General features: G+C 60.2%; 23 protein-coding genes and 1 tRNA gene. 7 read left to right on the forward strand and 17 right to left on the reverse strand.

Annotated elements, in window-relative coordinates:
• Positions 1-4 precede the first annotated feature (4 nt).
• The 3 genes from BB029_RS21470 (at position 5) to BB029_RS21480 (ending at position 2,086) form a co-directional block, all read left to right on the forward strand.
• Complete coding sequence (locus tag BB029_RS21470) at positions 5-358, forward strand: gamma-glutamylcyclotransferase family protein (protein ID WP_027603651.1); 354 nt, start codon at positions 5-7, stop codon at positions 356-358.
• 77 nt (positions 359-435) lie between these two features.
• A complete protein-coding gene (locus BB029_RS21475; protein ID WP_065940704.1) occupies positions 436-1,476 on the forward strand; it encodes a DMT family transporter in 1,041 nt (346 codons plus the stop codon).
• A gap of 340 nt (positions 1,477-1,816) precedes the next feature.
• Entirely contained in the window at positions 1,817-2,086 is a 270-nt protein-coding gene (locus BB029_RS21480) for a short-chain dehydrogenase (protein WP_065924801.1), read from the forward strand.
• Positions 2,087-2,171: 85 nt separating this feature from the next.
• Here the strand turns inward: BB029_RS21480 and BB029_RS21485 are convergent.
• Positions 2,172-2,261 (reverse strand) — tRNA-Ser (locus BB029_RS21485).
• 336 nt (positions 2,262-2,597) lie between these two features.
• Between BB029_RS21485 and BB029_RS21490 the strand changes: the two genes are divergently transcribed.
• The 3 genes from BB029_RS21490 to BB029_RS21500 all read left to right on the forward strand — a co-directional run bounded on the left by BB029_RS21490 (position 2,598) and on the right by BB029_RS21500 (position 5,337).
• A complete protein-coding gene (locus BB029_RS21490; protein ID WP_065940705.1) occupies positions 2,598-3,290 on the forward strand; it encodes a crotonase/enoyl-CoA hydratase family protein in 693 nt (230 codons plus the stop codon).
• 212 nt (positions 3,291-3,502) lie between these two features.
• Positions 3,503-4,225: a 1-acyl-sn-glycerol-3-phosphate acyltransferase gene (locus tag BB029_RS21495; protein WP_065940706.1), complete on the forward strand. Its 723-nt coding sequence runs from the start codon at positions 3,503-3,505 to the stop codon at positions 4,223-4,225.
• A 140-nt stretch (positions 4,226-4,365) separates the two neighbouring features.
• Positions 4,366-5,337, forward strand: coding sequence for a magnesium and cobalt transport protein CorA (locus BB029_RS21500; RefSeq protein ID WP_027603646.1), 972 nt, complete (start codon positions 4,366-4,368; stop codon positions 5,335-5,337).
• On the opposite strand, the gene BB029_RS21505 is transcribed toward BB029_RS21500, so the two are convergent.
• The 3 genes from BB029_RS21505 to BB029_RS21515 all read right to left on the reverse strand — a co-directional run bounded on the left by BB029_RS21505 (position 5,334) and on the right by BB029_RS21515 (position 9,520).
• The gene (locus BB029_RS21505) at positions 5,334-6,059 is read right to left on the reverse strand and encodes an amidotransferase (protein ID WP_065940707.1); all 726 of its coding nucleotides are present in this window, start codon (positions 6,057-6,059) and stop codon (positions 5,334-5,336) included. The genes BB029_RS21500 and BB029_RS21505 overlap by 4 nt on opposite strands.
• A gap of 94 nt (positions 6,060-6,153) precedes the next feature.
• Positions 6,154-8,298 carry a 3-hydroxyacyl-CoA dehydrogenase NAD-binding domain-containing protein gene (locus BB029_RS21510; protein ID WP_065940708.1) on the reverse strand — a complete coding sequence of 715 codons (2,145 nt, stop codon included), beginning with the start codon at positions 8,296-8,298 and terminating at the stop codon, positions 6,154-6,156.
• Positions 8,299-8,314: 16 nt separating this feature from the next.
• Positions 8,315-9,520 carry an acetyl-CoA C-acetyltransferase gene (locus BB029_RS21515; protein WP_065940709.1) on the reverse strand — a complete coding sequence of 402 codons (1,206 nt, stop codon included), beginning with the start codon at positions 9,518-9,520 and terminating at the stop codon, positions 8,315-8,317.
• Between the two features lie 640 nt (positions 9,521-10,160).
• On the opposite strand from BB029_RS21515, the gene BB029_RS21520 reads away from it, so the two are divergent.
• The gene (locus tag BB029_RS21520) at positions 10,161-10,967 is read left to right on the forward strand and encodes a cytochrome c (RefSeq protein ID WP_065940710.1); all 807 of its coding nucleotides are present in this window, start codon (positions 10,161-10,163) and stop codon (positions 10,965-10,967) included.
• A gap of 28 nt (positions 10,968-10,995) precedes the next feature.
• Here BB029_RS21520 and BB029_RS21525 read toward each other — a convergent pair whose 3' ends face one another.
• The 13 genes from BB029_RS21525 to BB029_RS21585 all read right to left on the reverse strand — a co-directional run bounded on the left by BB029_RS21525 (position 10,996) and on the right by BB029_RS21585 (position 21,898).
• Positions 10,996-11,799 (reverse strand): transglutaminase family protein, encoded by an 804-nt coding sequence (locus BB029_RS21525; RefSeq protein ID WP_065940711.1) that lies wholly within the window; start codon positions 11,797-11,799, stop codon positions 10,996-10,998.
• Positions 11,796-12,746 (reverse strand): alpha-E domain-containing protein, encoded by a 951-nt coding sequence (locus tag BB029_RS21530; protein ID WP_027603640.1) that lies wholly within the window; start codon positions 12,744-12,746, stop codon positions 11,796-11,798. Before BB029_RS21530 ends, BB029_RS21525 begins: the two co-directional genes overlap by 4 nt.
• A gap of 4 nt (positions 12,747-12,750) precedes the next feature.
• Positions 12,751-14,160, reverse strand: coding sequence for a circularly permuted type 2 ATP-grasp protein (locus BB029_RS21535; RefSeq protein WP_027603639.1), 1,410 nt, complete (start codon positions 14,158-14,160; stop codon positions 12,751-12,753).
• A gap of 458 nt (positions 14,161-14,618) precedes the next feature.
• Entirely contained in the window at positions 14,619-14,960 is a 342-nt protein-coding gene (locus BB029_RS21540; protein WP_015885395.1) for a ribonuclease E inhibitor RraB, read from the reverse strand.
• A gap of 213 nt (positions 14,961-15,173) precedes the next feature.
• Positions 15,174-15,410 carry a hypothetical protein gene (locus tag BB029_RS21545; RefSeq protein WP_027603638.1) on the reverse strand — a complete coding sequence of 79 codons (237 nt, stop codon included), beginning with the start codon at positions 15,408-15,410 and terminating at the stop codon, positions 15,174-15,176.
• Between the two features lie 103 nt (positions 15,411-15,513).
• Complete coding sequence (locus BB029_RS21550; RefSeq protein WP_065940712.1) at positions 15,514-16,119, reverse strand: START domain-containing protein; 606 nt, start codon at positions 16,117-16,119, stop codon at positions 15,514-15,516.
• A gap of 41 nt (positions 16,120-16,160) precedes the next feature.
• On the reverse strand, positions 16,161-16,415 hold the full coding sequence (locus BB029_RS21555; protein WP_065940713.1) for a YkgJ family cysteine cluster protein: 255 nt from the start codon (positions 16,413-16,415) through the stop codon (positions 16,161-16,163).
• A 162-nt stretch (positions 16,416-16,577) separates the two neighbouring features.
• Positions 16,578-17,069, reverse strand: a complete 492-nt coding sequence (locus BB029_RS21560) for a translation initiation factor 2 (protein WP_065940714.1) — start codon at positions 17,067-17,069, stop codon at positions 16,578-16,580.
• A 104-nt stretch (positions 17,070-17,173) separates the two neighbouring features.
• Positions 17,174-18,613, reverse strand: coding sequence for a PLP-dependent aminotransferase family protein (locus tag BB029_RS21565; protein WP_017527404.1), 1,440 nt, complete (start codon positions 18,611-18,613; stop codon positions 17,174-17,176).
• A 271-nt stretch (positions 18,614-18,884) separates the two neighbouring features.
• Positions 18,885-19,700, reverse strand: a complete 816-nt coding sequence (locus tag BB029_RS21570) for an OmpA family protein (protein ID WP_065940715.1) — start codon at positions 19,698-19,700, stop codon at positions 18,885-18,887.
• Positions 19,697-20,059, reverse strand: coding sequence for a DUF4398 domain-containing protein (locus BB029_RS21575; RefSeq protein WP_027603634.1), 363 nt, complete (start codon positions 20,057-20,059; stop codon positions 19,697-19,699). The genes BB029_RS21570 and BB029_RS21575 overlap by 4 nt, the downstream gene beginning before the upstream one ends.
• A gap of 9 nt (positions 20,060-20,068) precedes the next feature.
• Complete coding sequence (locus tag BB029_RS21580; RefSeq protein WP_027603633.1) at positions 20,069-20,884, reverse strand: ABC transporter substrate-binding protein; 816 nt, start codon at positions 20,882-20,884, stop codon at positions 20,069-20,071.
• A gap of 84 nt (positions 20,885-20,968) precedes the next feature.
• Complete coding sequence (locus BB029_RS21585; RefSeq protein WP_027603632.1) at positions 20,969-21,898, reverse strand: electron transfer flavoprotein subunit alpha/FixB family protein; 930 nt, start codon at positions 21,896-21,898, stop codon at positions 20,969-20,971.

Consider the following 21,898-nt stretch of genomic DNA (forward strand, 5'->3'; position numbering starts at 1 on the left):
AGAAATGGAACGCTCCACTGAACACTCTGTGCTGTTGTTTTCCTACGGCACATTGCAGGACAAAACCGTGCAACTGGCCAACTTCGGGCGGGAACTGGCGGGCCGACACGATGCAATGCTGGGCTACGCGCAAAGCTGGGTAGAAATCACCGACCCGCAGGTACTGGCCAGCAGTGGCAAGACCCATCACCCGATTGTGCAACCTACCACCGAGGCGGGGGCGCGTATTGAGGGGATGGTGTTTCAGATTTCCGAGCAGGAACTGGCGGCGGCGGATGCGTATGAAGTGGCGGACTACAAGCGCATGGCTGTGACGTTGGCGTCCGGGCTGACGGCGTGGGTGTATGTGCAAGCCTGAAGATGACGTTGCCCAAATCGCCCAAGCTTTAACCTGAGCCCGCGACGTATCATGGGCCAACCTTTCGAGGATGGCCCATGAACCTCAGTATCTTCTACGCACTCGCCGCCGCCGCCCTGTTCGGCGCCAGCACCCCGCTCGCCAAGCACCTCGGCCTGGGCCTCTCGCCCGTGCTGCTCGCCGGCCTGCTCTATCTTGGCAGTGGCGTCGGCCTCGCGGGTGTGCGCGTTATTCGTGATCGCGGCTGGAAACCCTCCGGGCTAACCCCTTCGGAATGGCCCTGGCTGCTCGGCGCCATCGCATTCGGCGGCATCCTCGGGCCCGTCGCGTTGATGTTCGGCCTGACCCGCACCGCCGGCGCTACCGCCTCCCTGATGCTCAACCTGGAATCGGTGCTGACCGCCGTTATCGCCTGGGTCGTGTTCAGGGAAAACGCCGACCGTCGCATCGTCCTGGGGATGATCGCCATCGTGCTGGGCGGCGTGGTGCTGTCGGGGGCCGACGGCGGTGGCACCAGCCATGACTGGACGGGGCCACTGGCGGTTGCCGTGGCGTGCCTGTGCTGGGGGATCGATAACAACCTGACACGCAAGGTGTCTGCATCGGACGCGCTGTTTATCGCCGGGGCCAAGGGATTGATTGCGGGGCTGGTGAATGGCGGGTTGGCGCTTTATCTCGGGGCGCAGATTCCGGGCATGGCGCAGCTGGCGCCTATCTTGCTGGTTGGCTTTCTGGGCTATGGCATCAGCCTGGTGATGTTCGTACTGGCGTTGCGCGGACTGGGCAGTGCACGCACGGGGGCGTATTTTTCGACTGCGCCGTTCCTGGGGGCCGCGATCGCGGTGCTGTTGTTGGGTGAGTCAGTGACGCTGGCGTTCTGGATTGCTTCAGCGTTGATGGCCGTGGGGGTTTGGCTGCACCTGACGGAGCGGCATGCCCATGAACATCAGCATGACGCGACGGAACACGGGCATCGGCATGTGCATGATGAACATCATCAGCATGAGCACGGGTTTTCGTGGGATCCGGCGCAACCCCATAGCCATGTGCATGTGCACAGTCCGCTGAGGCACAGCCATGCGCATTTTCCGGATGTGCATCATCGGCATAGGCATTGAGGGGGGTGATCTATTGCGCAGCAACAATAGATTTGAGCAACTTCCTACAAGTCACTCAGAAGCGCCACTCTCCCACTTCAAAAGCACCCAGCCTATAGTCCCTCGGTCGCTGAAATGGCGATCGGGTTTGGCGACTCGAGGATAAATCGACAGATGCCTCCCGGCGATTTGCGGGATGCTTCTGCGCGCAATAAGCTGCTCGATGGTAGCTGTGCGTGGGAGACCTTCGGGTCTGCCGGTTTTTCCGATTGTCCCGGTTCGCCAACCTGCGTACAGCTGCCACCCTTTTGTTTGGCGACAAATGTGTGGTTGCTACCCTTCGACAACCGGAGCTCCACATATGAACCAATACATGGCCCTAACCAGCAATGACAGTGCCACACCTGCGCTTTTTGTCGATACAACCGCACCACTGGAAATCCTCCTCGACGCCGCGACCTATCGACTGCGTGCCGTGACACAGGTCCTAGAGAACCTTGCGCTGCGCGGTGAAATAAATAGCGATGCGGTCGTACTCAGCGATTTTGCCTTACTGTGCTCAATCCCGTTACGCGATGGGTGTGACTTGCTGGACGTCATAGGGCGAAGGATGGATACACCAAGCGAATGATTTGAATTAGGTTAGTGTTTCAAACCCCAGAAATCACAAAACCCCTGGTTTCTTTAGAAACCAGGGGTTTTGTTTACATCGAATTTGGCGGTGAAGGAGAGATTCGAACTCTCGATACAATTTCTTGTATACACACTTTCCAGGCGTGCTCCTTAAGCCACTCGGACACTTCACCGTATCTCGTCAAACCAGTTCAGTCTGTCGAGGCGCGCTAATGTAGTCGAAAGCCTTTCTGATGGCAAAGGTTTTTTTCAGAATTTTCATGCGGTTAGACGGCTATGCCGGGATGCGCCCGGCAAGGGGTGGTGATTCTGCCATTCTTGGGCATGGGCGGCCTGTGTCTGGGGTCGGTGTTGCGCCCTGCCCCAGGCCTTCCAGTGCTCTCCCTGCGGGGAAAGTCTGACTGGGTAGTCAGTCACGGCGCTTTACCGGGGCGGGCGTGGTGGGTAACGTCTGCGCATGCGCCTTTATAAACAGCCTCTCTATAACAAATCCTACAAGGAACCGCGTCATGAGTGAGTTGATTGCTTACCACCTCGAAGACGGTATCGCGACCCTGACCCTGAGCAACGGCAAGGTGAATGCCATTTCTCCGGATGTGGTCAGTGCGTTCAATACAGCGCTGGACCAGGCCGAGAAAGATCGGGCGGTGGTGGTGATCACCGGCACGCCGGGGATTCTGTCGGGTGGTTATGATTTGAAGGTGATGACGGCCGGCCCTAAAGAAGCCATCGGCCTGGTGACGTCGGGTTCGACGTTGGCGCGTCGCCTGTTGTCCCACCCGTTTCCGGTGATTGTGGCGTGCCCTGGGCATGCGGTGGCAAAGGGGGCTTTCCTGTTGTTGTCGGCAGATTATCGGATTGGGGTGGAAGGCCCGTTCAGTATTGGCCTGAATGAGGTGGCGATCGGCATGACCATGCACCACGCCGGTATCGAGTTGGCGCGGGACCGTCTGCGTAAGTCGGCGTTTCATCGGTCGGTGATCAATGCCGAGATGTTTGACCCGCAAGGCGCGTTGCAGGCCGGCTTCCTCGACAAGGTGGTGGCACCTGAAGAGCTGCAGGCGGCGGCGCTGGAAGCGGCACGTCAGTTGAAGAAGCTGAATATGAATGCCCATAAGCACACCAAGCTGAAAGTGCGTAAGGCGCTGCTGGAGGCGTTGGATGAGGCAATCATCCAGGATCAGGGCCATATCCTGAGTTAATACCTACAACCGAAACATCGAAGCCCGACCTTGCGTCGGGCTTTTTCGTACAAATGAATCCGAAACATCTTTAGCCGCTCTAGCCTGCCTATATCGGCACATGTTGAAACATGTGCTTAAACATCGCCTATCTCCTACCTCTTTACGGGTAATTGCCGAATTCAGTGCACATCCGTACACTGCGCCACCTTTTATCCCGATGGGCCGTGTCGATGCTTTTTCTGTTACGCATGTTATTGATGGGCCTGCACTTTATGGTGGCCGGTGTACTGGGCGTACTGCTCGGGGCCTGCCGGCCATTCAACCCGGACAACAGTCGCTTGTGTGCGCGCCTCTATGCGCTGCCGGCCACGTGGATCCTGCGGCTGAAGGTGAAGACCGATGTCGACTCCCTGCGCAACAAACCTGGTACGTGCGTGATCATCGCCAACCACCAGTCCAACTATGACCTGTTTGTGCTGGGCACCGTGGTGCCCCATCGCACTGTGTGTATCGCCAAAAAAAGCCTGAAATGGGTACCGCTGTTCGGCCAGTTGTTCTGGCTGGCGGGCAATGTGCTGATCGACCGCGGCAATGCGCACAAGGCACGTCGCGCGATGCTCACCACCACTCATACGTTGCAGCATCAGGACACGTCGATCTGGGTGTTTCCGGAAGGCACGCGCAACCTGGGCAAAGGCCTGTTGCCGTTCAAGAAAGGCGCGTTTCATATGGCCATCGCCGCTGGCGTGCCCATCGTGCCGGTGTGTGTCAGCAATTACGTCACCCATATGAAGCTCAATCGCTGGAACAGCGGTGATGTGCTCATACGCTCGCTGCCGCCGATTCCGACTGTGGGCCTGACTTCGGATGACATCCCGCGGTTGATGCAGACCTGTCAGGCGCAGATGGATGAGTGCATTACAGCGATGGATCGCGAAGTGCAATCTGCCTGAACACCTTCCGGGGGGCCTGGCCTACCCACGCAAACAAGCTTGCTCGTCACAAAAAGCGAGCACCTGCAAACGCCGCAACGGAACGTCATTCAAGCTAAGCTGCCCAACACCTGTCCTCCTAATAAGAAGTGATCAGCACCATGGGTAGAGTTGTTGCGGCCGCCGTGTACAGCGCCGGAAAGAAAGTCACTGATATCACCCTCGACGAAGGCGCGGCCTGGGCCGCAAAACCCGGGCACTTTGTGTGGATCGGCCTGGAAGAGCCCAACGCCCAGGAGTTGGCCAACCTGCAACGCCAGTTCAACCTGCATGAACTGGCCATCGAAGATGCCCTGGAAAAACACAGCCGCCCCAAGCTGGAAACCTTCGGCGACGCACTGTTTATCGTCACTTATTCACCGGTGCGCGAGAACGGCAAGCTGGAGTTTATCGAGACCCATATCTTCGCCGGCAACGGCTACATCATCACTGCGCGCAACGGCCACTCGGCGTCCTACGGCTTTGTTCGGCAACGCTGTGAGGCACGGCCATTATTGCTGGAGCATGGGGAAGATTTCGTACTCTATGCCCTGCTGGATTTTGTCACCGAGAACTACCAGCCGGTCAGCGAGGCGATCCACGCCGAGATCGATGAACTGGAGCACAACGTGCTGTGCAGCTCGCTGAGCGAGCGCGATATCCAGAAGATCCATGGCCTGCGCCGCGACGTGCTGCGACTCAAGCGCTATGTGGCGCCGATGGTGGAGATCAGCCAGGAACTGCAGAAGCTGAGCTTCCCGTTTATCGACAAGAACATGCGCCCGTATTTCCGTGACGTGCAGATCCACGTCACGCGGCAGATGGAAGACCTCACCACCCTGCGCGATATCGCCAGCCAGACCATCGAGATCGGTGTATTGCTCGAAGCGTCGCGCCAGAGCGTGGTGCAGCGCAAGTTTGCCGCGTGGGCGGCGATCCTGGCGTTCCCCACCGCGGTGGCGGGGATTTATGGGATGAACTTCCAGAACATGCCCGAGCTGCAATGGCACTACGGCTATTTTGCGGTGCTCGGGTTTATTGCGTTCGGTTGCACCGGCTTGTGGGCCAGTTTCAAACGCTCGGGCTGGCTTTAAACCCGGGCTTCAGGCTTGTGCGCCACGAAACGCATCATCCATTCCGCCACGGTGACGCCGTGGTGGTCGCGCGCCAGGCTGGCCACGCCGTTTGTGTAGACTTTTTCACCCAGGGTTGTCTGAAGAATCTCCAGCAACTCGCGGGAATAGTCATGGATAAATTCCGGATGCCCCTGGAAGCACAGCACCTGGTCGCCGATGTGATAGGCGGCGAACGGGCAAAACTCGCTGGAGGCGATGACCGTGGCATTGTCCGGCAAGGTGGTGACCTGGTCCTGGTGGCTGATCAATAGCGTCAGCTCTGGCACTTCAGGGCTCATCCACGGCGCCTGGGTATCCAGTTTGTAATCGTGAATGCCCATGCCCCAGCCCTGCCCCGCGCGCTCGGCCTTGCCGCCCAGCAGCAGCGCCAGCAATTGATGGCCGAAGCAGATGCCCAGCAACTTATCGCCGCGCTCATAGCGTTCGAGCAGGTAGGTCTTGAGGGTCTGGATCCAGGGGTCGGTGCCGAAGGAATCCGCCTTGCTGCCGGTCACCAGGTAGGCGTCGAACACTTCGTCGTCCGACGGGTATTCGCCCTGCACCACGTTGTACACAACAAATTCGGCGGCAATCGGCTGCTTGGAGAACAGGCGCTTGAACATCTGCCCGTAGCCTTGGTATTGATCGATCAAGCCTGGACGCAGGATATCGGTTTCCAGGATACAGACGCGTAGCGACATAAAAAATACCTGACACGGTGATGGGAATAATGCACACCCCAGAGCCTGCCTTGAAATACCCTGACAAGGCAAGCCCTGTACATGCCCAAAACCGTCAGAAGGTCGTGTTCTGCGCCGCTTTGTCGAGCAACAACGCCGGCGGCGAGAACCGCTCCCCATACTGTTCGGCCAGGTAGCGGGCGCGGGCGATAAAGTCGTTGAGGCCGTACTGGTTGATAAACTGCAACGCGCCACCACTCCAGGCGGCAAAGCCGATCCCGAAGATCGACCCCACGTTGGCGTCGGCAGTGGACATCAACACACCCTCCTCTACGCAGCGCACGGTCTCGATGGCCTGGATGAACAGCAAACGGTCGCGCACATCCTGCGCTGAAATCTGCTGGTCGGCTCGCTCAAAGCGCGCTTTCAATTCAGGCCACAAATGCTTCTGCCCGCCCGCCGGGTACTCGTAGAAACCTCCCCCCGCCGCCTTGCCCGCGCGTTTGTACTCGTTCACCAACAGATCAATCACCACCGTCGCCGGATGGCTCGGCACTGTTATACCTTCCGCCTGCAGATCCTTGGCAGCCTGCTGGCGGATATGGCTCATCAGGCTGAGGGACACTTCGTCGGACACCGCCAACGGCCCCACCGGCATACCCGCCTTGCGCGCCTCGGTCTCGATCATCGGCGCAGCCACGCCTTCGCCCAACATGGCGATGCCTTCATTGGTGAAGGTGCCGAACACCCGCGAGGTGAAGAACCCACGGCTGTCGTTGACCACGATCGGAGTTTTCTTGATTTGCAGGACGAAATCGAAACCTCGGGCCAGGGTTTCGTCCGAAGTGCGGGCGCCCTTGATAATTTCCACCAGGGGCATCTTGTCCACCGGGCTGAAGAAATGCAGGCCGATGAACTTGCCTTGATCCGGCACCGCCGTGGCCAGGCCGCTGATGGGCAAGGTGGACGTGTTGGAGGCGATCACCGCGTCGGCGCCGACCACACTGTGTGCGGCAGCCGAGACCTTGGCCTTGAGTTCGCGGTCTTCGAACACGGCCTCGATGATCAGGTCGCAGCCGACCAGATCAGTATCTGAAGCCGTAGGATGAATCCGCGCGAGGGTGCTTTCGCGCTGCTCGGCGGTCAATTGCCCACGGCTGACCTTCTTGTCCAACAGCGCCGCCGAATGTGCCTTGCCCTTCTCGGCGGCTGCCAGGTTGATGTCCTTGAGCACGACTTCGATGCCCGCACAGGCGCTGACATAGGCGATGCCCGCGCCCATCATCCCGGCGCCGAGCACTCCGACCTTACGCGTCACGTAAGGCGCAAAGCCCTGAGGCCGCGAGCTACCGGCGTTGATTTCATTGAGCTGGAACCAGAAGGTGCCAATCATGTTTTTCGCCACCTGCCCGGTGACCAATTCGGTGAAGTAGCGGGTTTCAATCACGTGCGCGGTGTCGAAATCCACCTGCGCGCCCTCCACGGCGGCGCAGAGGATTTTCTCCGGGGCCGGGAAGCAGCCATTGGTTTTGCTGCGCAAAATCGACGGTGCGATGGCGAGCATTTGCGCCACTTTCGGGTGAGACGGCGTACCACCGGGAATCTGATAGGCCTTGTTGTCCCACGGCTGACTGGCCTGCGGATTGGCGAGAATCCATGCGCGGGATTTGGCCAGCAGCTCCGTGCGATCCGCCGCCAGCTCATCCACCCACCCGGCTTGCAGCGCTTGCCGGGGCCGGACTTTCTTGCCTTCGAGCAAATACGGCAAGGCCTTCTCCAGCCCCAGCATGCGCACCATCCTCACTACGCCACCGCCGCCTGGCAGCAGGCCAAGGGTGACCTCCGGCAAACCGAGCTGCACCGACTTGTCATCCAGCACGACGCGGTAGTGACACGCCAGGCAGATCTCCCAACCGCCGCCGAGGGCTGCGCCATTGATGGCGGCCACCACCGGCCTGCCGAGGGTTTCCAGGCTGCGCAGTTGCGCCTTCAACACCAGGACGCTGGCGTAGAAATCCTTGGCGTGGGCCTTGTCGACCTTGATCAGTTCATTGAGGTCGCCGCCGGCGAAAAAGGTCTTCTTCGCCGAGGTGATAACCACGCCGGCAATGTCGTCCTTTTCCGCTTGCAGGCGTGCGACGGTGGCCGCCATCGCCTCACGGTACGCGGCGTTCATGGTGTTGGCGCTCTGGCCGGGCATGTCGAGGGTCAGCACCACGATCTGGTCCTGGCCTTTTTCGTAACGAATGGCAGCGGTCATGACAAATTCCTTGGGCTCAGAGGCGTTCGATAATAGTGGCGATGCCCATGCCGCCGCCGACACACAGGGTGGCCAGGCCGTAGCGCTGCTGGCGCACCTCCAGTTCGTCGAGCAGGGTGCCGAGGATCGCGCAACCCGTGGCGCCCAACGGGTGGCCCATGGCGATGGAGCCGCCGTTGACGTTGACGCGTTCGGCGTCGATGCCCATGTCCTTGATGAACTTGAGCACCACCGAGGCAAAGGCTTCGTTGACCTCGAACAGGTCGATGTCTTCTACGCGCAAACCGGCCTTGGCCAGCGCTTTACGGGTGGCCGGCGCCGGGCCTGTGAGCATGATGGTCGGGTCGGTGCTAGTGACGGCCGTGGCGACGATGCGCGCCCGCGGTTGCAGGCCCAGCTCGCGGCCCTTCGCTTCGGAGCCGATCAACATCAATGCGGCGCCGTCGACAATGCCGGAGCTGTTGCCTGGTGTGTGGACGTGGTGGATGCGTTCCACATGGCTGTAGACCCGCAACGCGGTGGCGTCGAAGCCCATCTGCCCCATCATTTCGAAGCTGGGCTTGAGCTTGCCCAGGCCTTCGAGGGTGGAATCGGCGCGAATGAATTCATCATGGTCCAGCAGCACGATGCCGTTCTGGTCCTGCACCGCGATCAACGACTTGTTGAAGGAACCGTCTGCACGCGCCCTGGCGGCTTTCTGCTGGGACTGTAGGGCAAAGGTATCGACATCCTCGCGGGTGAAACCTTCCAGGGTGGCGATCAGATCGGCGCCGATACCCTGGGGCGTGAAGTGGCTGTGCATGTTGGTCTGCGGGTCGAGCACCCAGGCCCCGCCATCGCTGCCCATGGGCACGCGGGACATGGACTCCACGCCGCCGACCACCACCAGGTCCTCAAAGCCGGAACGCACTTTCATCGCGCCGAGGTTAACCGCCTCCAGGCCCGAGGCGCAGAAGCGGTTGATCTGTACACCGGCGACGCTGACGGCCCAGTCCGCCACCAGGGCGGCGGTCTTGGCGATGTCGGCGCCCTGGTCGCCCACGGGGGTAACGCAGCCGAGCACGATGTCATCCACCTGCTGGGTGTCGAGGTCGTTGCGTTGCCCCAGCGCGGTGAGCAGGCCGGCCACCAGGTTTACCGGCTTGATGCTGTGCAGGGCACCGTCGGCCTTGCCTTTGCCGCGGGGGGTGCGTATCGCATCAAAGATCAAAGCTTGGGTCATGACATCCTCGAACCATTGCGCAGTAATGCCCTTACCTTAGGCCCGATTGACACGGTTTCAATGACGGATGCGCTCATTGCTTTTGACCGCCACGCTCGGACGAACGGTAGGCACCTAAGGTAATTGCTGGATTAATCGTTTTAGCTGTCTAGCCAAGGCATTGGCGCCAAGATGGCGTTATGCCTCATGCCTTTTTAAGCTGAAATGCTGATCAGGTGATATGAAATGGGTCTAAGCCGCGCAGAACGAGGGCTCTAAGGTTCAATCAGTAAGAAGTTGCTGCCGGGTTTTGCTGGAGCAGCTGTAAGAAAAGCGACACGTCACATTGCGATACTCATATTCAACGGCACGCATTTGACGCTCAGGAATAACAACAAAAGGCAGTCAGCCATGTTCAAACATTCGAAAGTACGTCAGGCGGGACTTATTCTGTTCGCCACCACATTGATTCTGATCTTGCCCAACTTGACCAAGGTCATTGGGTGACCTCTTCTTGAGCCTGTTCTGTACCTCAGGATTACCGCTTTTGGCAGCACCTGCCGGGACTTCGTGCATAGCGATCCTGTTGCAGGGGCTGCCTTTTTACCTGCACTTTTCCGCTATCGTGGGCCCTATCGCCACTTAACACGGGGCCGCCGTCTTGAAACCGTTCTTCGCATTCCTTGCCTTGTTGCTCGCCCTGCCCGCTTCGGCGGCGCAATTGACCGTCGAGCTGGATCACAGCCGCAAGACCTGGCAGACCGCCGACCTGCTCAAGCATCCGGATGCGCAGACAGTGCAGGTCGTCGATGACGTTTCCTACAAGCGCAACATGACCTATCGCGCAGTACCGCTGGCAGTGCTCCTGCCGGGCCTACAGCCCGATAATCATCTGCAAGCCGTTGCCCTGGATGGCTTCGCCGCCGAACTGACGGCGGCACCGTTGCTGCAAAAAAACGGCGCCCGCGCCTGGCTGGCCGTGGAAGACCCGGACCACCCATGGCCCCCGTTGGCAGACGGCAAGCCGAGTGCCGGGCCGTTCTACCTGGTGTGGACCGATCCGCAGGCCGGGCATATCAGCCCGGAGCAGTGGCCGTTCCAGATCTCCGCGATCAAGCAGTTGAAGACGGTGGCCGAACGTTTTCCGGCGCTGTTGCCCGACCCGAGGTTGGCGGCGGATGATCCGGTCAACCAGGGCTTTGCGCTGTTCCAAAAGAACTGCCTGGCCTGTCACCGCCTCAATGGCGCCGGCGATGCACAGGTGGGGCCGGACCTGAATGTTCCCTACAACCCTACGGAATATTTCAGCGGCGACTTCCTCAAGCGCTATATCCGCGACCCGCAGAGCCTGAGGCACTGGCCGCAGGCGAAGATGCCAGCGTTCGCCGCCAGCGTGTTGCCTGACAGCGAGCTGGAATTGCTGGTGGGGTACTTGAAGCATATGGCGGGGCGTAAGCAACACCCCTGAACCCAGCCTGATCTCGGTGGCGAGCGGGTTATTGCTGCTGGACCAGGACCACCGGCGTCGGCGCCACGAACACCTTGGCATGCATCTGCTCATGCCCACCGCCACGGCGCATGCCGCGTACCGGGCAAGCGTCGAGGTAGTCCAGGCCCACGGCCAGTTTCAAATGCCGCTCCGGCCGGGCCAGTTGGTTGGTCACGTCAAAGCTGTACCAGGCGTCATCCAGCCAGGCTTCTGCCCAGGCGTGGCTGGCCAGGTGAGTACTGTCTTCCGTGTACAAATACCCCGACACATACCGCGCAGGAATGCCCAGGCTGCGCGCGCAGGCCAGGAACGCATGGGTATGGTCCTGGCACACCCCCGCCCGCCCTGCGAAGGCCTGGGCGGCGCAGGTGTCGACTTCGGTGGCGCCGGGCGTGTAGACCATCGACTGGTTGAGGGCGTGCATCAGGTCGATCAGGGCCGTGCGATCACGACGCTGGTGGCAATGCTGTTGCGCGAAGGCGCGCAGGGCTTCGTCGGGCTCGGTCAGGCGGGTGCAGCGCAGGAACGGAAAGGCTGACTGGCTCTCGTGTTCAGCCTCACGCAGCTCATCGATATCCACCTGGCCACGGGCGCCAATGATGATGGCGTCGTGGGGTTCGTCCAGGGTCAGCACGTGCAGGATGTTGCCGAACGGGTCGATCTGCGCGCGCACCGGGCGAGGCAGGTCCAGTTGCCAACTGAGCACATGCTGGCGCTCGCTGTCGTGGGGCGTGAGGCGCAGGTACTGGATGCTGGCGCGTACCTGGTCTTCGTAGTGGTAGGTGGTTTCGTGGCTGATGGAGAGTCTCATGCGGCCTCCAGGTAGGAACTGTAGATGGCGTCGCCCAACTGGCGGACCAAGGGGATAAAGTCGGTCAGCCAGGCATGCAGGCCTTCCTCGAGGATTTCATCGATCGCGGTAAACCGCAGGCGCGCGTCCATCTCGGCCGCCAGGCGCTGGGCCGGACGGCCATTGATGCCGGGCAGGCTGGCGAGGATCTGGTCGATCTCTTCGCTGCAGGCCCGCAGGGAGCGCGGTACATCGGCGCGCAACAGCAACAGCTCCGCGACTTGCCGGGCACCTGGGGCGTCGCGGTAGATCTCGGTGTAGGCCTCGAACGACGATAACGCGCGCAGCAAGGCACTCCATTGATAGTAGGCGTGGGCAGTGCCATCGGTGACCGCTTCGGCCTGGTCACCGGCCATTTCATAGCGCGCATCCAGCAGGCGCAGGGTGTTGTCGGCGCGCTCGATAAACGTACCCAGCCGAATAAAACGGAAGGCGTCATTGCGCATGATGGTGCCGTAGGTCGCCCCCCGGAACAGATGGGAACGCTCCTTGACCCACTCGCAGAACCGGCTCATGCCGTAGCGGCTGAGGCCCTGCTGTGAGATTTCGCGAATCTCCAGCCAGGTTGCGTTGATGTTTTCCCACATGTCGGCAGTGATTCGCCCACGCACAGCATGGGCGCTGGCCCGCGCGGCACCGAGACAACTGTAGATGCTGGCCGGGTTGGCCGCATCCAGTGCGAAGAAATGCAGCAGGCGTTCGGCGTGCAATTCGCCGTGGCGCTCGCGGTAATCATCCAGCGTGCCGGTGATCAACAACGGCATGGCCAGTTCATGCAGGCCATCACCGCGCCCATCCTGTGGCATCAGCGACAGCGAATAACTGACATCGAGCATGCGCGCGAGGTTTTCCGCGCGTTCCAGGTAGCGCGACATCCAGTACAAATCCGAGGCAGTTCTACTCAACATGGCATCAGTCCTCGACCACCCAGGTGTCTTTGGTGCCGCCGCCCTGGGACGAATTGACCACCAGCGACCCTTCACGCAGCGCGACACGGGTCAAACCGCCGGGCACCACACGGGTTTCCTTGCCGGATAACACGAAGGGGCGCAGGTCGATATGGCGCGGTGCAATGCCGTTTTCGACAAAGGTCGGGCAGGTGGACAAGCACAGGGTTGGCTGCGCGATATAGGCGTGGGGCTTGGCCTTGATACGCGCGCGGAAGGCTTCGATTTCCGCCGCCGTGGACGCTGGGCCCACCAGCATGCCGTAGCCGCCGGAGCCCTGGGTTTCCTTCACCACCAGGTCTGGCAGGTTGGCCAGCACGTGGGACAACTCGTCGGGCTTACGGCACTGGAATGTGGGAACGTTCTGCAGGATCGGTTCCTCGTCCAGGTAAAATCGGATCATCTCGGTGACAAAGGGGTACACCGACTTGTCATCCGCCACCCCGGTGCCGATGGCATTGGCCAGCACCACATTGCCCGAGCGATAGGCCGCCAGCAGGCCGGGCACGCCGAGCATGGAGTCGGGGTTGAAGGCCAGTGGGTCGAGGAATGCGTCGTCGAGGCGACGGTAGATCACGTCTACGGCTTTGGGGCCGTCGGTGGTGCGCATGAACACACGGTCATCGCGCACGAACAGGTCCGCGCCTTCCACCAACTCCACCCCCATTTCCCGGGCTAAAAATGCATGCTCGAAAAACGCGCTGTTGAAGCGTCCCGGGGTCAGTACCACGACGCTGGGATTATCCAGGGGGCTGGCGCTTTTCAGGGTATCGAGCAGCAGGTTGGGGTAATGATCGATCGGCGCGATGCGCTGGGCGGCGAACAGCTCGGGGAACAGGCGCATCATCATCTTGCGGTCTTCGAGCATGTAGCTCACGCCGCTGGGTGTACGCAGGTTGTCTTCCAGCACGTAGTAGGTGCCGTCGCCATCGCGTACGAGGTCGACTCCGGAGATGTGGGAATACAGGTCGCGGTGCAGGTTCAACCCCTGCATCGCCAACTGGTATTGCTCGTTGGCCAGTACCTGTTCGGCGGGAATGATCCCGGCCTTGATGATGCGTTGTTCATGATAGAGGTCGGCGAGAAACATGTTCAGCGCCTTGACCCGCTGGATGCAGCCACGCTCGACCATCCGCCATTCGCTGGCGGGAATGCTGCGGGGGATGGTGTCGAACGGAATCAGGCGCTCGGTGCCCTGCTCGTCGCCGTAAAGCGTGAAGGTGATCCCGGCACGGTGAAACAGCAAGTCGGCTTCGCGCCGGCGCTGGGCCAGCAGTTCAGCGGGGGTGTCGGCCAACCAGCGGGCGAACTCGCGGTAGTGAGGGCGAACCTGCCCTGCCCCATCGTACATTTCGTCGTAATAAGTGCGGATCATGCCGTACTCCTTGTCACCCGGACGCAAGAACCATCGCAAGGCCCGTGCCAGCGGCATAAACACTTAAAAATCAGTGGGTTAAATATAAGCAAAGAACTGATCGCACCGTCCTGGTGCGCAGAATGCCCGCTGCCCTGCTGCACGCTTCATGGCAATGCAGCCTTTGGCTATCAACAGCATAGTCAGAGTTGATTTCACTGCCCGTCGAAGCGTGCGGATAATCGCCCCCATCCGCTGAACAGGACATGTCCTACAGCTTTAACCATTGCGTAATCGGTACCGTGATCACTCGTGTACCGACCGGCTCCTTCGGTCTTCCCTTTCAGCCACCCTTTTCTACGGGTGGCTTTTTTTTGTGCAAGAAAGAGCGGCGCAAGTTCCACAAACCTTCATATACCGCAAACAAAATCGGCCGACCCTAAGGCCAGCCGATACGCTGTGCTGCTCATACAATGGCGCTACATGGGTAACCCACGCACCTCCTGCTTGACGCCCCAACCTTCAATGATTCCGCCCAGCGGCTCGACCACCGCTTCAAAGTCTTGCTCGAAGTCTCCTATGCCATCGTAGGTTGCAAACATGATCTTGCTCAGTTCCAAGTACCAGGCGCCATCGTCGCGCGCACTGACCTGGGCATTCAGGGACTCACCACGAAATTCACCCGCGGCCCTGCGCGCCCGTTCCTCATCCGGGAAAATGGCGTAGAACTCAATGGGGTGGAACCGTGAAAAGTCGAAGCCGCCTTCTTTCATGCGGCGCAGAACGTTGGTGCTGATGTCTTCTTGATAGGCTGTGCTCATGAAACGTCCTCCTCAAACCGATGGATAGACTTTCCGTGCTTCCCAAAGCCCGCGCCCTACTGGCGCGGGTACTACGGCAGGTACAGCACCGCAGGAAAACAAGCATGTAGCTGACAAGACCAGACCTTAGCGATTCATTCGCTGATCTCACTTGCAGAGTAGCGCGAAGCTATCACCTCCACCAGAGGTGCTTGAATGGCATACAGGGAATGTTCAGGCGGCGGGAGAGATGTCGAGGATCTGAATACTGTTCTGGTCTTTGAGGATCTTGACCGTTGGCTCGGGCTTGCGGCCCTCAAGGTCGTTGAGGTCCAGTTCGGCGGCCACGGGCACCAGCTTGTTGCGAATCATGTGTGCCGCATCTTCGAGGCTGGGCTTGTGCTCGCAGGTGAACTGCTCCACGGACTGTACGCCGTGATCATCAACGAAGGTAATCTGCCACTTTTGCATCGGTGCCTCCTCGATAAAACCCATGTGTGGGCTTACATCTATCTGGACCTTGAGGGCTCGGCAAACGTTCCACTCACCTCAGGAGGCACCGGATCAAGCGCAGTTATTTTTCAGCGTGTTCCTTCAGGGCTTTCAAGGTGTTGAACGGCGCGTCCACCACGAACTTGTTGGCCAGCCACGACGGTACGCTGCCGCCTGGCTCGGTGTGTACCTGGTAGGTGACTTCCGTCTCATTGGCGCCTTTAGGGACCAGTTTCCAGAAGCCCTCGACCTGAGCGACACGCACGTAGCCTTTTTCTTCGGGCTTGTAGGTCGGCACGCCCTGCAGCTTGCGGGTTACGCTGCCGTCGGCGTCCTTGGTGGTGGTGACATGGATGTACGAATCACGATCGGTCACCGGGAACGGCGCCTTGAACTGGGTGTAGGTCCAGGCCTCATCGCCTTTCTTGTCCACCAGCTTCTGGGATTTGCATTCATGAATCCACGAGCAGGCGCCGGCCACATCTTCCTGCAGGGCCTGGATCCTGGCGACAGGCGCCTTGATCACGGTAACACCGCGATAGGCCTTGTATTTGGAGCCAGCGACTTCGATCAGGGACACCTTGATACCGTCTTCATCCTTGGCAACCTGCCAATCCTCAGCCTGGGCAGTGGCAGCAAATACCAGGGTAAAACCGCACAGCACAGCCATTCGTTTCAGCGAACCCATTGTTGTATTCCTTATTGTTGAAGTTCCGATAGTAAAGCCCATCAAGCCGCCGTCATCTGCTCCCACCAGCCGATCAACCGGATCGCATCGGCCTGGTCGGTGCCGCAGACATCGATATCCGCCTTGAAATCACTGCACACGGCCGGGCGCTCCGGTCGGCCGAACAGTTGGCACAGCTGTTCGACCGACAGGTGCAGGCAGCGTTCGCCCGCCGGTTTGCCATTGGGCATCCCGGGTAACGGTGAACTGATGGAGGGAGCGATGCAGCAGGCGCCACAGCCTTCACGGCAATTCATGACCAGCAGGTCCTCGACGACTCAATAGGGACGGCCGGGCTAGGGTACGCCCTTAAACAGCCGTTTTAAAATGGTCTAACAGGGGTTTTTCGCACAAAACAAAAGTGACCGACCAGTCTGCGACAGATGGTCGATGGCCTGCGTCACTTCTTAGGAAAAAGTTTACTGCTTGAACTCGAATTCCAACGCGGCACCTTCCACTTCACGGCGCTCTTCGTTGCGCAATTGCAGCTTCATCTCATTGCTGAGCAAACGGCCGTTGATCTGGAACGCACTGTTGTCGGTGGGTTTTTCACCGAACATCGGCGGCAACAACGGAACGCTCTTGGGCTTGGGCACGGTACCCAGGGGCTGCAGGTGCCTGACCATGTCCGAAGGCAGGGACAAATCCAACTGTGCCGGTGGCAGTTTGGTCTGTGCCACTTCCTGGGCTGACTTGGATTTTTTCGCCGTTGACGCACGCTTTTTCGCCGTGGCGTTTGGCTTCTTCGTGACGGGGGCTTGCTTGGCGGAGGAAGGTTTTTTTACCGGGGCATCCTGCCGGGTGTTGGCAGCGGGCTTGTTTTCAGCCACGGGTGCCGCCGCCAGCGCTGTGCCGACGTTACACAGGCTTAACAGGCCAATCACCAAAGCAGCGCGAACAATTGAGGTCATATTGCCTACAGCATTAACGGCAGAGGGCCATATGCTCGCTTGTTGTGCGCGGCATGACAAGCACGGTGATCATCCAGCTATCGGCGTTGTCCCTTTTCAACACCTCAAAAGCCGGCTGCGGTTTCCTGGCATAACTGGCTGGCCAGCATCCCCAAGGTCATCAGCGCTCGCTCTGCCTCGCGGTTCCACGGTGTGCCGCAGTTCAGACGAATACAGTGGTTGAACTGCTCGGTATTGCTGAAGATCAACCCCGGCGCAATGCTGATGCCCTGTTGCAGGGCGCGCACGTGCAGTTCCTGAGTATTGACCCGCCCTGGCAAACTGACCCACAAGATAAAACCGCCCGTCGGACGGGTCATCTGAGTGCCTTCCGGGAAATACTGCTGCACCGCCAGTTGGAAGGCGCTGAGATTCTTGCGGTATTCCTGGCGGATGTAACGCAGGTGCCGGTCGTAGCCGCCGTTCTCCAGGTACGCGGCCACGCCCATCTGGGTGACGCTGCAGGCCGAGTGGGTGCTGAACATTTGCAGACGCTGGATTTCCTGCTGGTACTTGCCGGCGATCATCCAGCCGATGCGCACGCCCGGCGACAAGGTCTTGGAGAAACTAGAGCAATAGATGACCCGGTCCAGGCGGTCGTAGGCCTTGAGGGCCTTGGTGCGGCCGAGTTCGAACATCAGTTCGCCGTAGATATCGTCTTCGACAATCTGGATATCGAAATCCGAGGCCAGGCGCAGCAACTGTTTCTGCCGTTCCTCGGGCATGGTGCCGCCCAAGGGGTTGCTCAGGCGCGTGGTCAACACCAGGGCCTTGATCGACCATTGGTTGGCTGCCAGTTGCAGGGCTTCCAGGCTCATGCCGGTAGACGGGTCGCTGGGGATCTCGATGACTTTTAGGCCCAACAGGTCGGCCAGTTGCAGCAAGCCATAATAGGTGGGCGATTCAGCCGCGATCAAGTCGCCGGGGCGTGTCAGCACCCGCAGGGACATCTGCAAGGCGTCAACACAGCCGTGGGTGATCACCACTTCGGAGGGGTCCACCACCACGCCGGCGTCACGCATGCGAATCGCCACCTGGCGGCGCAGCGGCTCGAAACCGGGGCTGAACATGTAGCTGAAGGCGCGTGGGCTCTGGAAACGCGTGACCTTGGCCAATTGCTGGTGCAGCGCCCGTACCGGCAGATAGTCGACGCTCGGCACGGCGGCGCCCAGGGGAAATACACCTTCGCGGCGCGACTCGCCCAATACCTGCTGGATAATGCTGCTGCGGGTGACCAACCCCGGGCGCTCGACCCGCGCGATGTCCGGCGTCGGAGCGGTGAGCGCCGGCGTCTGGTGCACGTAGTAACCGGACTGCGGCCGTGCCCGGATCAACCCCTGGTCTTCCAGGTTGGCGTAGGCCTGCAATACCGTGGCGTGGCTGACATTGAGCTGGGAGCTCATCTTGCGCACCGAGGGCACGCGCTCGCCAGGTTGATAGACACCGCGACGGATGTCCTCAGCCAGTTGCTGGGCGATACGTTGGTAAAGCAACAGATTGGTCATGACGCAGCACTCGATTTCACGGGTATTTTATTTTTGTGTGAAACATACCAGCACAGTTTAGAAGTGTACGGGGACAGTTGCCACAATAGTCGAGCGCGCGCGGGAGTGACAGTAAAAACTGTAAGGTGAGTGGAGAGAATACTCAGATGTATACAGAACAATGTGGGAGGGGGCTTGCTCCTGATGACGGAGTGTCAGTCGCCGAAAATAGTGACTGATCCACCGCTATCGGGGTGTAGCCCCCTCCCACACTTTTGATTTGCGCAAGGCTTCAGCGAGCGGCGCCCAACTGGCCCTTCTCGTCGGAGAACACTATTTCCACGCGACGGTTCTGCGCGCGGCCACGCTCGGAGGCGTTGGCTTCCACCGGGTACTGGTCGCCGTAGCCTTCAACCTGGATGCGCTTCTCATCGATCCCCAGGTCCACCAGCACATCGGCCACCGATTGCGCACGATCACGGGACAGTTTGAGGTTTTCCTGCTGACCACCGGTATTGTCGGCGTACCCCTCGATGCGCACCACACGCTTGGGGTTCAGTTGCAGGAACTGCACGATTTTCAACACAGTGCGGTTGGCCGAATTTTTCAACTCCGCTTCACCGGTATCGAACAGCACGTCGCCCAGGGTCATCACCAGGCCGCGATCGGTCTGGGTGGTGGTCAGGCTGGCGATCTGTTCTTCGAGCCATTTACCCTGCTGCTGAACGCTGATCAGCTTGCTTTCGCGCAGGGCCAATTGCAGGCGCTGGCGTTCCAGTTCGAGCTTGGCGGCACGCTCTTCGTTAAGTGTCTGCTCGGTGTGTTCGCGGGCGATGGCACTGTAGCGCTGGCTCAGGTAGGCGTAATGCACCACGTCGGGGCCGCTGCCCCAGTAACTGGACAAGCGGTCGGCCCGCGCCAGGGATTCACCGGCGCGGATCACGTCCTTGGGTGCGATACGCAGCACGTTGGCGTCTTCCTTGACCTTCTGGAAGTCGCTGCCCGCCTGTTGCAAGGCCTGTTCGCCACTGGGGTGGCTGGCACAACCGCCCAGTGCCGCACTGCCCAGCAGCACGACACAGCCCAGACCACGGATCATCGGGTTCATTGGGCTTCTCCCAGCTGCAATTGCTTGCGCAGGCGCGTGATGCGGGTGTTGAGCACGTTCAGTTGTTCCTGGCTCTTGCGGGTCAGCACCTGGGCTTCGGCCAGGCGCGCATCCAGCTCGGCCTGTTCGGCCTGCATGCGCGCGTCCTTGTAGGATTGCTCGGCCATGTCGGCCTTGGCCTGGGCGAATTTGTCCTCGGCCAGTTTCAGTTCGGGTGATTCATCGGCGCTGGCGCCCACGGCGTTGGCTTGTTCCAGGGCTTGCTGGGTGAGGCGAATTTGTTCATTCGGCGCAGGATCGGCTGCACATCCCGCCAGAGCGACAACGGCGAGGGCCGCGAAAAAAGGTCGAAGAGTCACTGAAAATCCCTACTTTGTTGGGGTGCCGACGGGTTGTTGCAATTGCGCTTTCCAACGCTCCAGATTGCGCTGCAGCGCGGCTTCCGTCACACCAGACCCGGGCAATTCTGTCATCTTTTTGGCCAGCTGTCCGCGCAGCCACGGATCATTGCAGGCCGAGTTGTGGGAAATCGCCAGGTACAGGCCGGGCTGATCGACGGGCACGTCGCGGGCGACCAGGTCATTGCTCATCCCTAATGTCTGGGCCATGGCCATGCCGGAGTAACGCCCGGCCAGCACGTAGTCCACTTCCCCCAGCAGCAGTTTCTGGAAGGCCGGGGTCAACGTGGGCAGGCGTTGCAGGGTCAGTTGCTGGCCGGCGAAGGTTTCAAAGTCGCGGCTCAAGCGCGCACGTTCCGACACTGCACCCTTGTGGCCATGCAGGTCCGCCGCCGTGGTATAGGCCAGCGCCGAATCCTTGCGGGTCCAGACCAGATAATCGAGCTGTACCAGCGCGGGGTGGATGTAGTCGAGGGTTTCCAGCTCGCCAAGGTTCAGCGGTGCATCGGCGAGGATATCCATGCGCCCGCTGCGCACTTCGTCCAGGGCCAGGGAACGCTTACCGCCGTAGAGCAGGTCGATTTTCAACCCAAGCTCCTTGGCTACCTGTTGCAAGACATCGGCGGTGGCGCCGATCAGGTGCGTCGGGTCTTGGGGGTCACGCCACAGCAGCGGCGGTGCGTCCGGGCTGCCGGTGATCACCAGGCGATCACATTTGCCGGCTGCCTGGGTCAGGCTCGGCAGCAGCGTAAGTCCCAGCAGTACGGCCCAGGGGCGCAGTTCCATGGCGGTTTCTCCGGCGTTCAAAAAAGCCCGGGCCAAAAAAAGCCCGGTCACTAGACCGGGCTCTTTATAAGTGAAGCGGCTGGATTAGACCAGCTTCTCCAACTCAGGTACGGCTTCGAACAAGTCCGCCACCAGGCCGTAATCGGCTACCTGGAAGATCGGTGCTTCTTCGTCTTTGTTGATCGCGACGATCACCTTGGAGTCTTTCATACCGGCCAAGTGCTGGATCGCGCCGGAGATACCGACGGCGATGTACAGCTGTGGCGCAACGATCTTGCCGGTCTGGCCGACCTGCATGTCGTTGGGTACGAAGCCTGCGTCGACGGCCGCGCGGGAGGCGCCGACCGCAGCGCCGAGCTTGTCGGCCAGGGCGTACAGGTGCTTGAAGTTGTCGCCGTTCTGCATGCCACGGCCGCCGGAAACGACGATCTTGGCAGCGGTCAGCTCAGGACGGTCCGACTTGGCCAGCTCTTCGCCGACAAAGCTGGAGGTGCCAGCGTCGTGGGCCGCGGAGACGGCTTCAACGGCAGCCGAGCCACCTTCGGCGGCAACCGGATCGAAACCGGTGGCACGCACGGTGATGACTTTGACGGCAGCGGTCGATTGCACGGTGGCAATGGCGTTACCGGCGTAGATCGGGCGCTTGAAGGTGTCGGCGCTTTCTACCGAGATGATCTCGGAGATCTGGTCAACGTCCAGCTGCGCGGCAACGCGTGGCAGGATGTTTTTGCCGTTGGAGGTAGCGGCAGCCAGGATGTGGCTGTAGCCAGCGCCCAGCTCTGCTACCAGGGGGGCAACGTTTTCCGGCAGTTGGTGAGCGTAAGCGGCGTTGTCGGCCAGCAGTACTTTGCTCACGCCAGCCACTTTGGCTGCAGCCTCAGCCACGGCGCCAGCGCCTTGACCGGCAACCAGTACGTGGATGTCGCCACCGATTTTAGCGGCAGCAGCAACAGTGTTCAGGGTGGCCGGGGCCAGCACCTTATTGTCGTGTTCTGCGATTACCAAGATAGTCAT

It is taken from the genome of Pseudomonas sp. S3E12 (assembly GCF_001702295.1).
In the GTDB taxonomy this organism is placed as follows: domain Bacteria; phylum Pseudomonadota; class Gammaproteobacteria; order Pseudomonadales; family Pseudomonadaceae; genus Aquipseudomonas; species Aquipseudomonas marginalis.

Excerpts from the sequence above, each read along its gene's own strand:
- BB029_RS21470 (WP_027603651.1), top strand. The coding sequence starts at position 5 with ATGGAACGCTCCACTGAACACTCTGTGCTGTTGTTTTCCTACGGCACA.
- BB029_RS21475 (WP_065940704.1), top strand. The coding sequence starts at position 436 with ATGAACCTCAGTATCTTCTACGCACTCGCCGCCGCCGCCCTGTTCGGC.
- BB029_RS21480 (WP_065924801.1), top strand. The coding sequence starts at position 1,817 with ATGAACCAATACATGGCCCTAACCAGCAATGACAGTGCCACACCTGCG.
- BB029_RS21490 (WP_065940705.1), top strand. The coding sequence starts at position 2,598 with ATGAGTGAGTTGATTGCTTACCACCTCGAAGACGGTATCGCGACCCTG.
- BB029_RS21495 (WP_065940706.1), top strand. The coding sequence starts at position 3,503 with ATGCTTTTTCTGTTACGCATGTTATTGATGGGCCTGCACTTTATGGTG.
- BB029_RS21500 (WP_027603646.1), top strand. The coding sequence starts at position 4,366 with ATGGGTAGAGTTGTTGCGGCCGCCGTGTACAGCGCCGGAAAGAAAGTC.
- BB029_RS21505 (WP_065940707.1), bottom strand. The coding sequence starts at position 6,059 with ATGTCGCTACGCGTCTGTATCCTGGAAACCGATATCCTGCGTCCAGGC.
- BB029_RS21510 (WP_065940708.1), bottom strand. The coding sequence starts at position 8,298 with ATGACCGCTGCCATTCGTTACGAAAAAGGCCAGGACCAGATCGTGGTG.
- BB029_RS21515 (WP_065940709.1), bottom strand. The coding sequence starts at position 9,520 with ATGACCCAAGCTTTGATCTTTGATGCGATACGCACCCCCCGCGGCAAA.
- BB029_RS21525 (WP_065940711.1), bottom strand. The coding sequence starts at position 11,799 with ATGAGACTCTCCATCAGCCACGAAACCACCTACCACTACGAAGACCAG.
- BB029_RS21530 (WP_027603640.1), bottom strand. The coding sequence starts at position 12,746 with ATGTTGAGTAGAACTGCCTCGGATTTGTACTGGATGTCGCGCTACCTG.
- BB029_RS21535 (WP_027603639.1), bottom strand. The coding sequence starts at position 14,160 with ATGATCCGCACTTATTACGACGAAATGTACGATGGGGCAGGGCAGGTT.
- BB029_RS21540 (WP_015885395.1), bottom strand. The coding sequence starts at position 14,960 with ATGAGCACAGCCTATCAAGAAGACATCAGCACCAACGTTCTGCGCCGC.
- BB029_RS21545 (WP_027603638.1), bottom strand. The coding sequence starts at position 15,410 with ATGCAAAAGTGGCAGATTACCTTCGTTGATGATCACGGCGTACAGTCC.
- BB029_RS21550 (WP_065940712.1), bottom strand. The coding sequence starts at position 16,119 with ATGGGTTCGCTGAAACGAATGGCTGTGCTGTGCGGTTTTACCCTGGTA.
- BB029_RS21555 (WP_065940713.1), bottom strand. The coding sequence starts at position 16,415 with ATGAATTGCCGTGAAGGCTGTGGCGCCTGCTGCATCGCTCCCTCCATC.
- BB029_RS21560 (WP_065940714.1), bottom strand. The coding sequence starts at position 17,069 with ATGACCTCAATTGTTCGCGCTGCTTTGGTGATTGGCCTGTTAAGCCTG.
- BB029_RS21565 (WP_017527404.1), bottom strand. The coding sequence starts at position 18,613 with ATGACCAATCTGTTGCTTTACCAACGTATCGCCCAGCAACTGGCTGAG.
- BB029_RS21570 (WP_065940715.1), bottom strand. The coding sequence starts at position 19,700 with ATGAACCCGATGATCCGTGGTCTGGGCTGTGTCGTGCTGCTGGGCAGT.
- BB029_RS21580 (WP_027603633.1), bottom strand. The coding sequence starts at position 20,884 with ATGGAACTGCGCCCCTGGGCCGTACTGCTGGGACTTACGCTGCTGCCG.
- BB029_RS21585 (WP_027603632.1), bottom strand. The coding sequence starts at position 21,898 with ATGACTATCTTGGTAATCGCAGAACACGACAATAAGGTGCTGGCCCCG.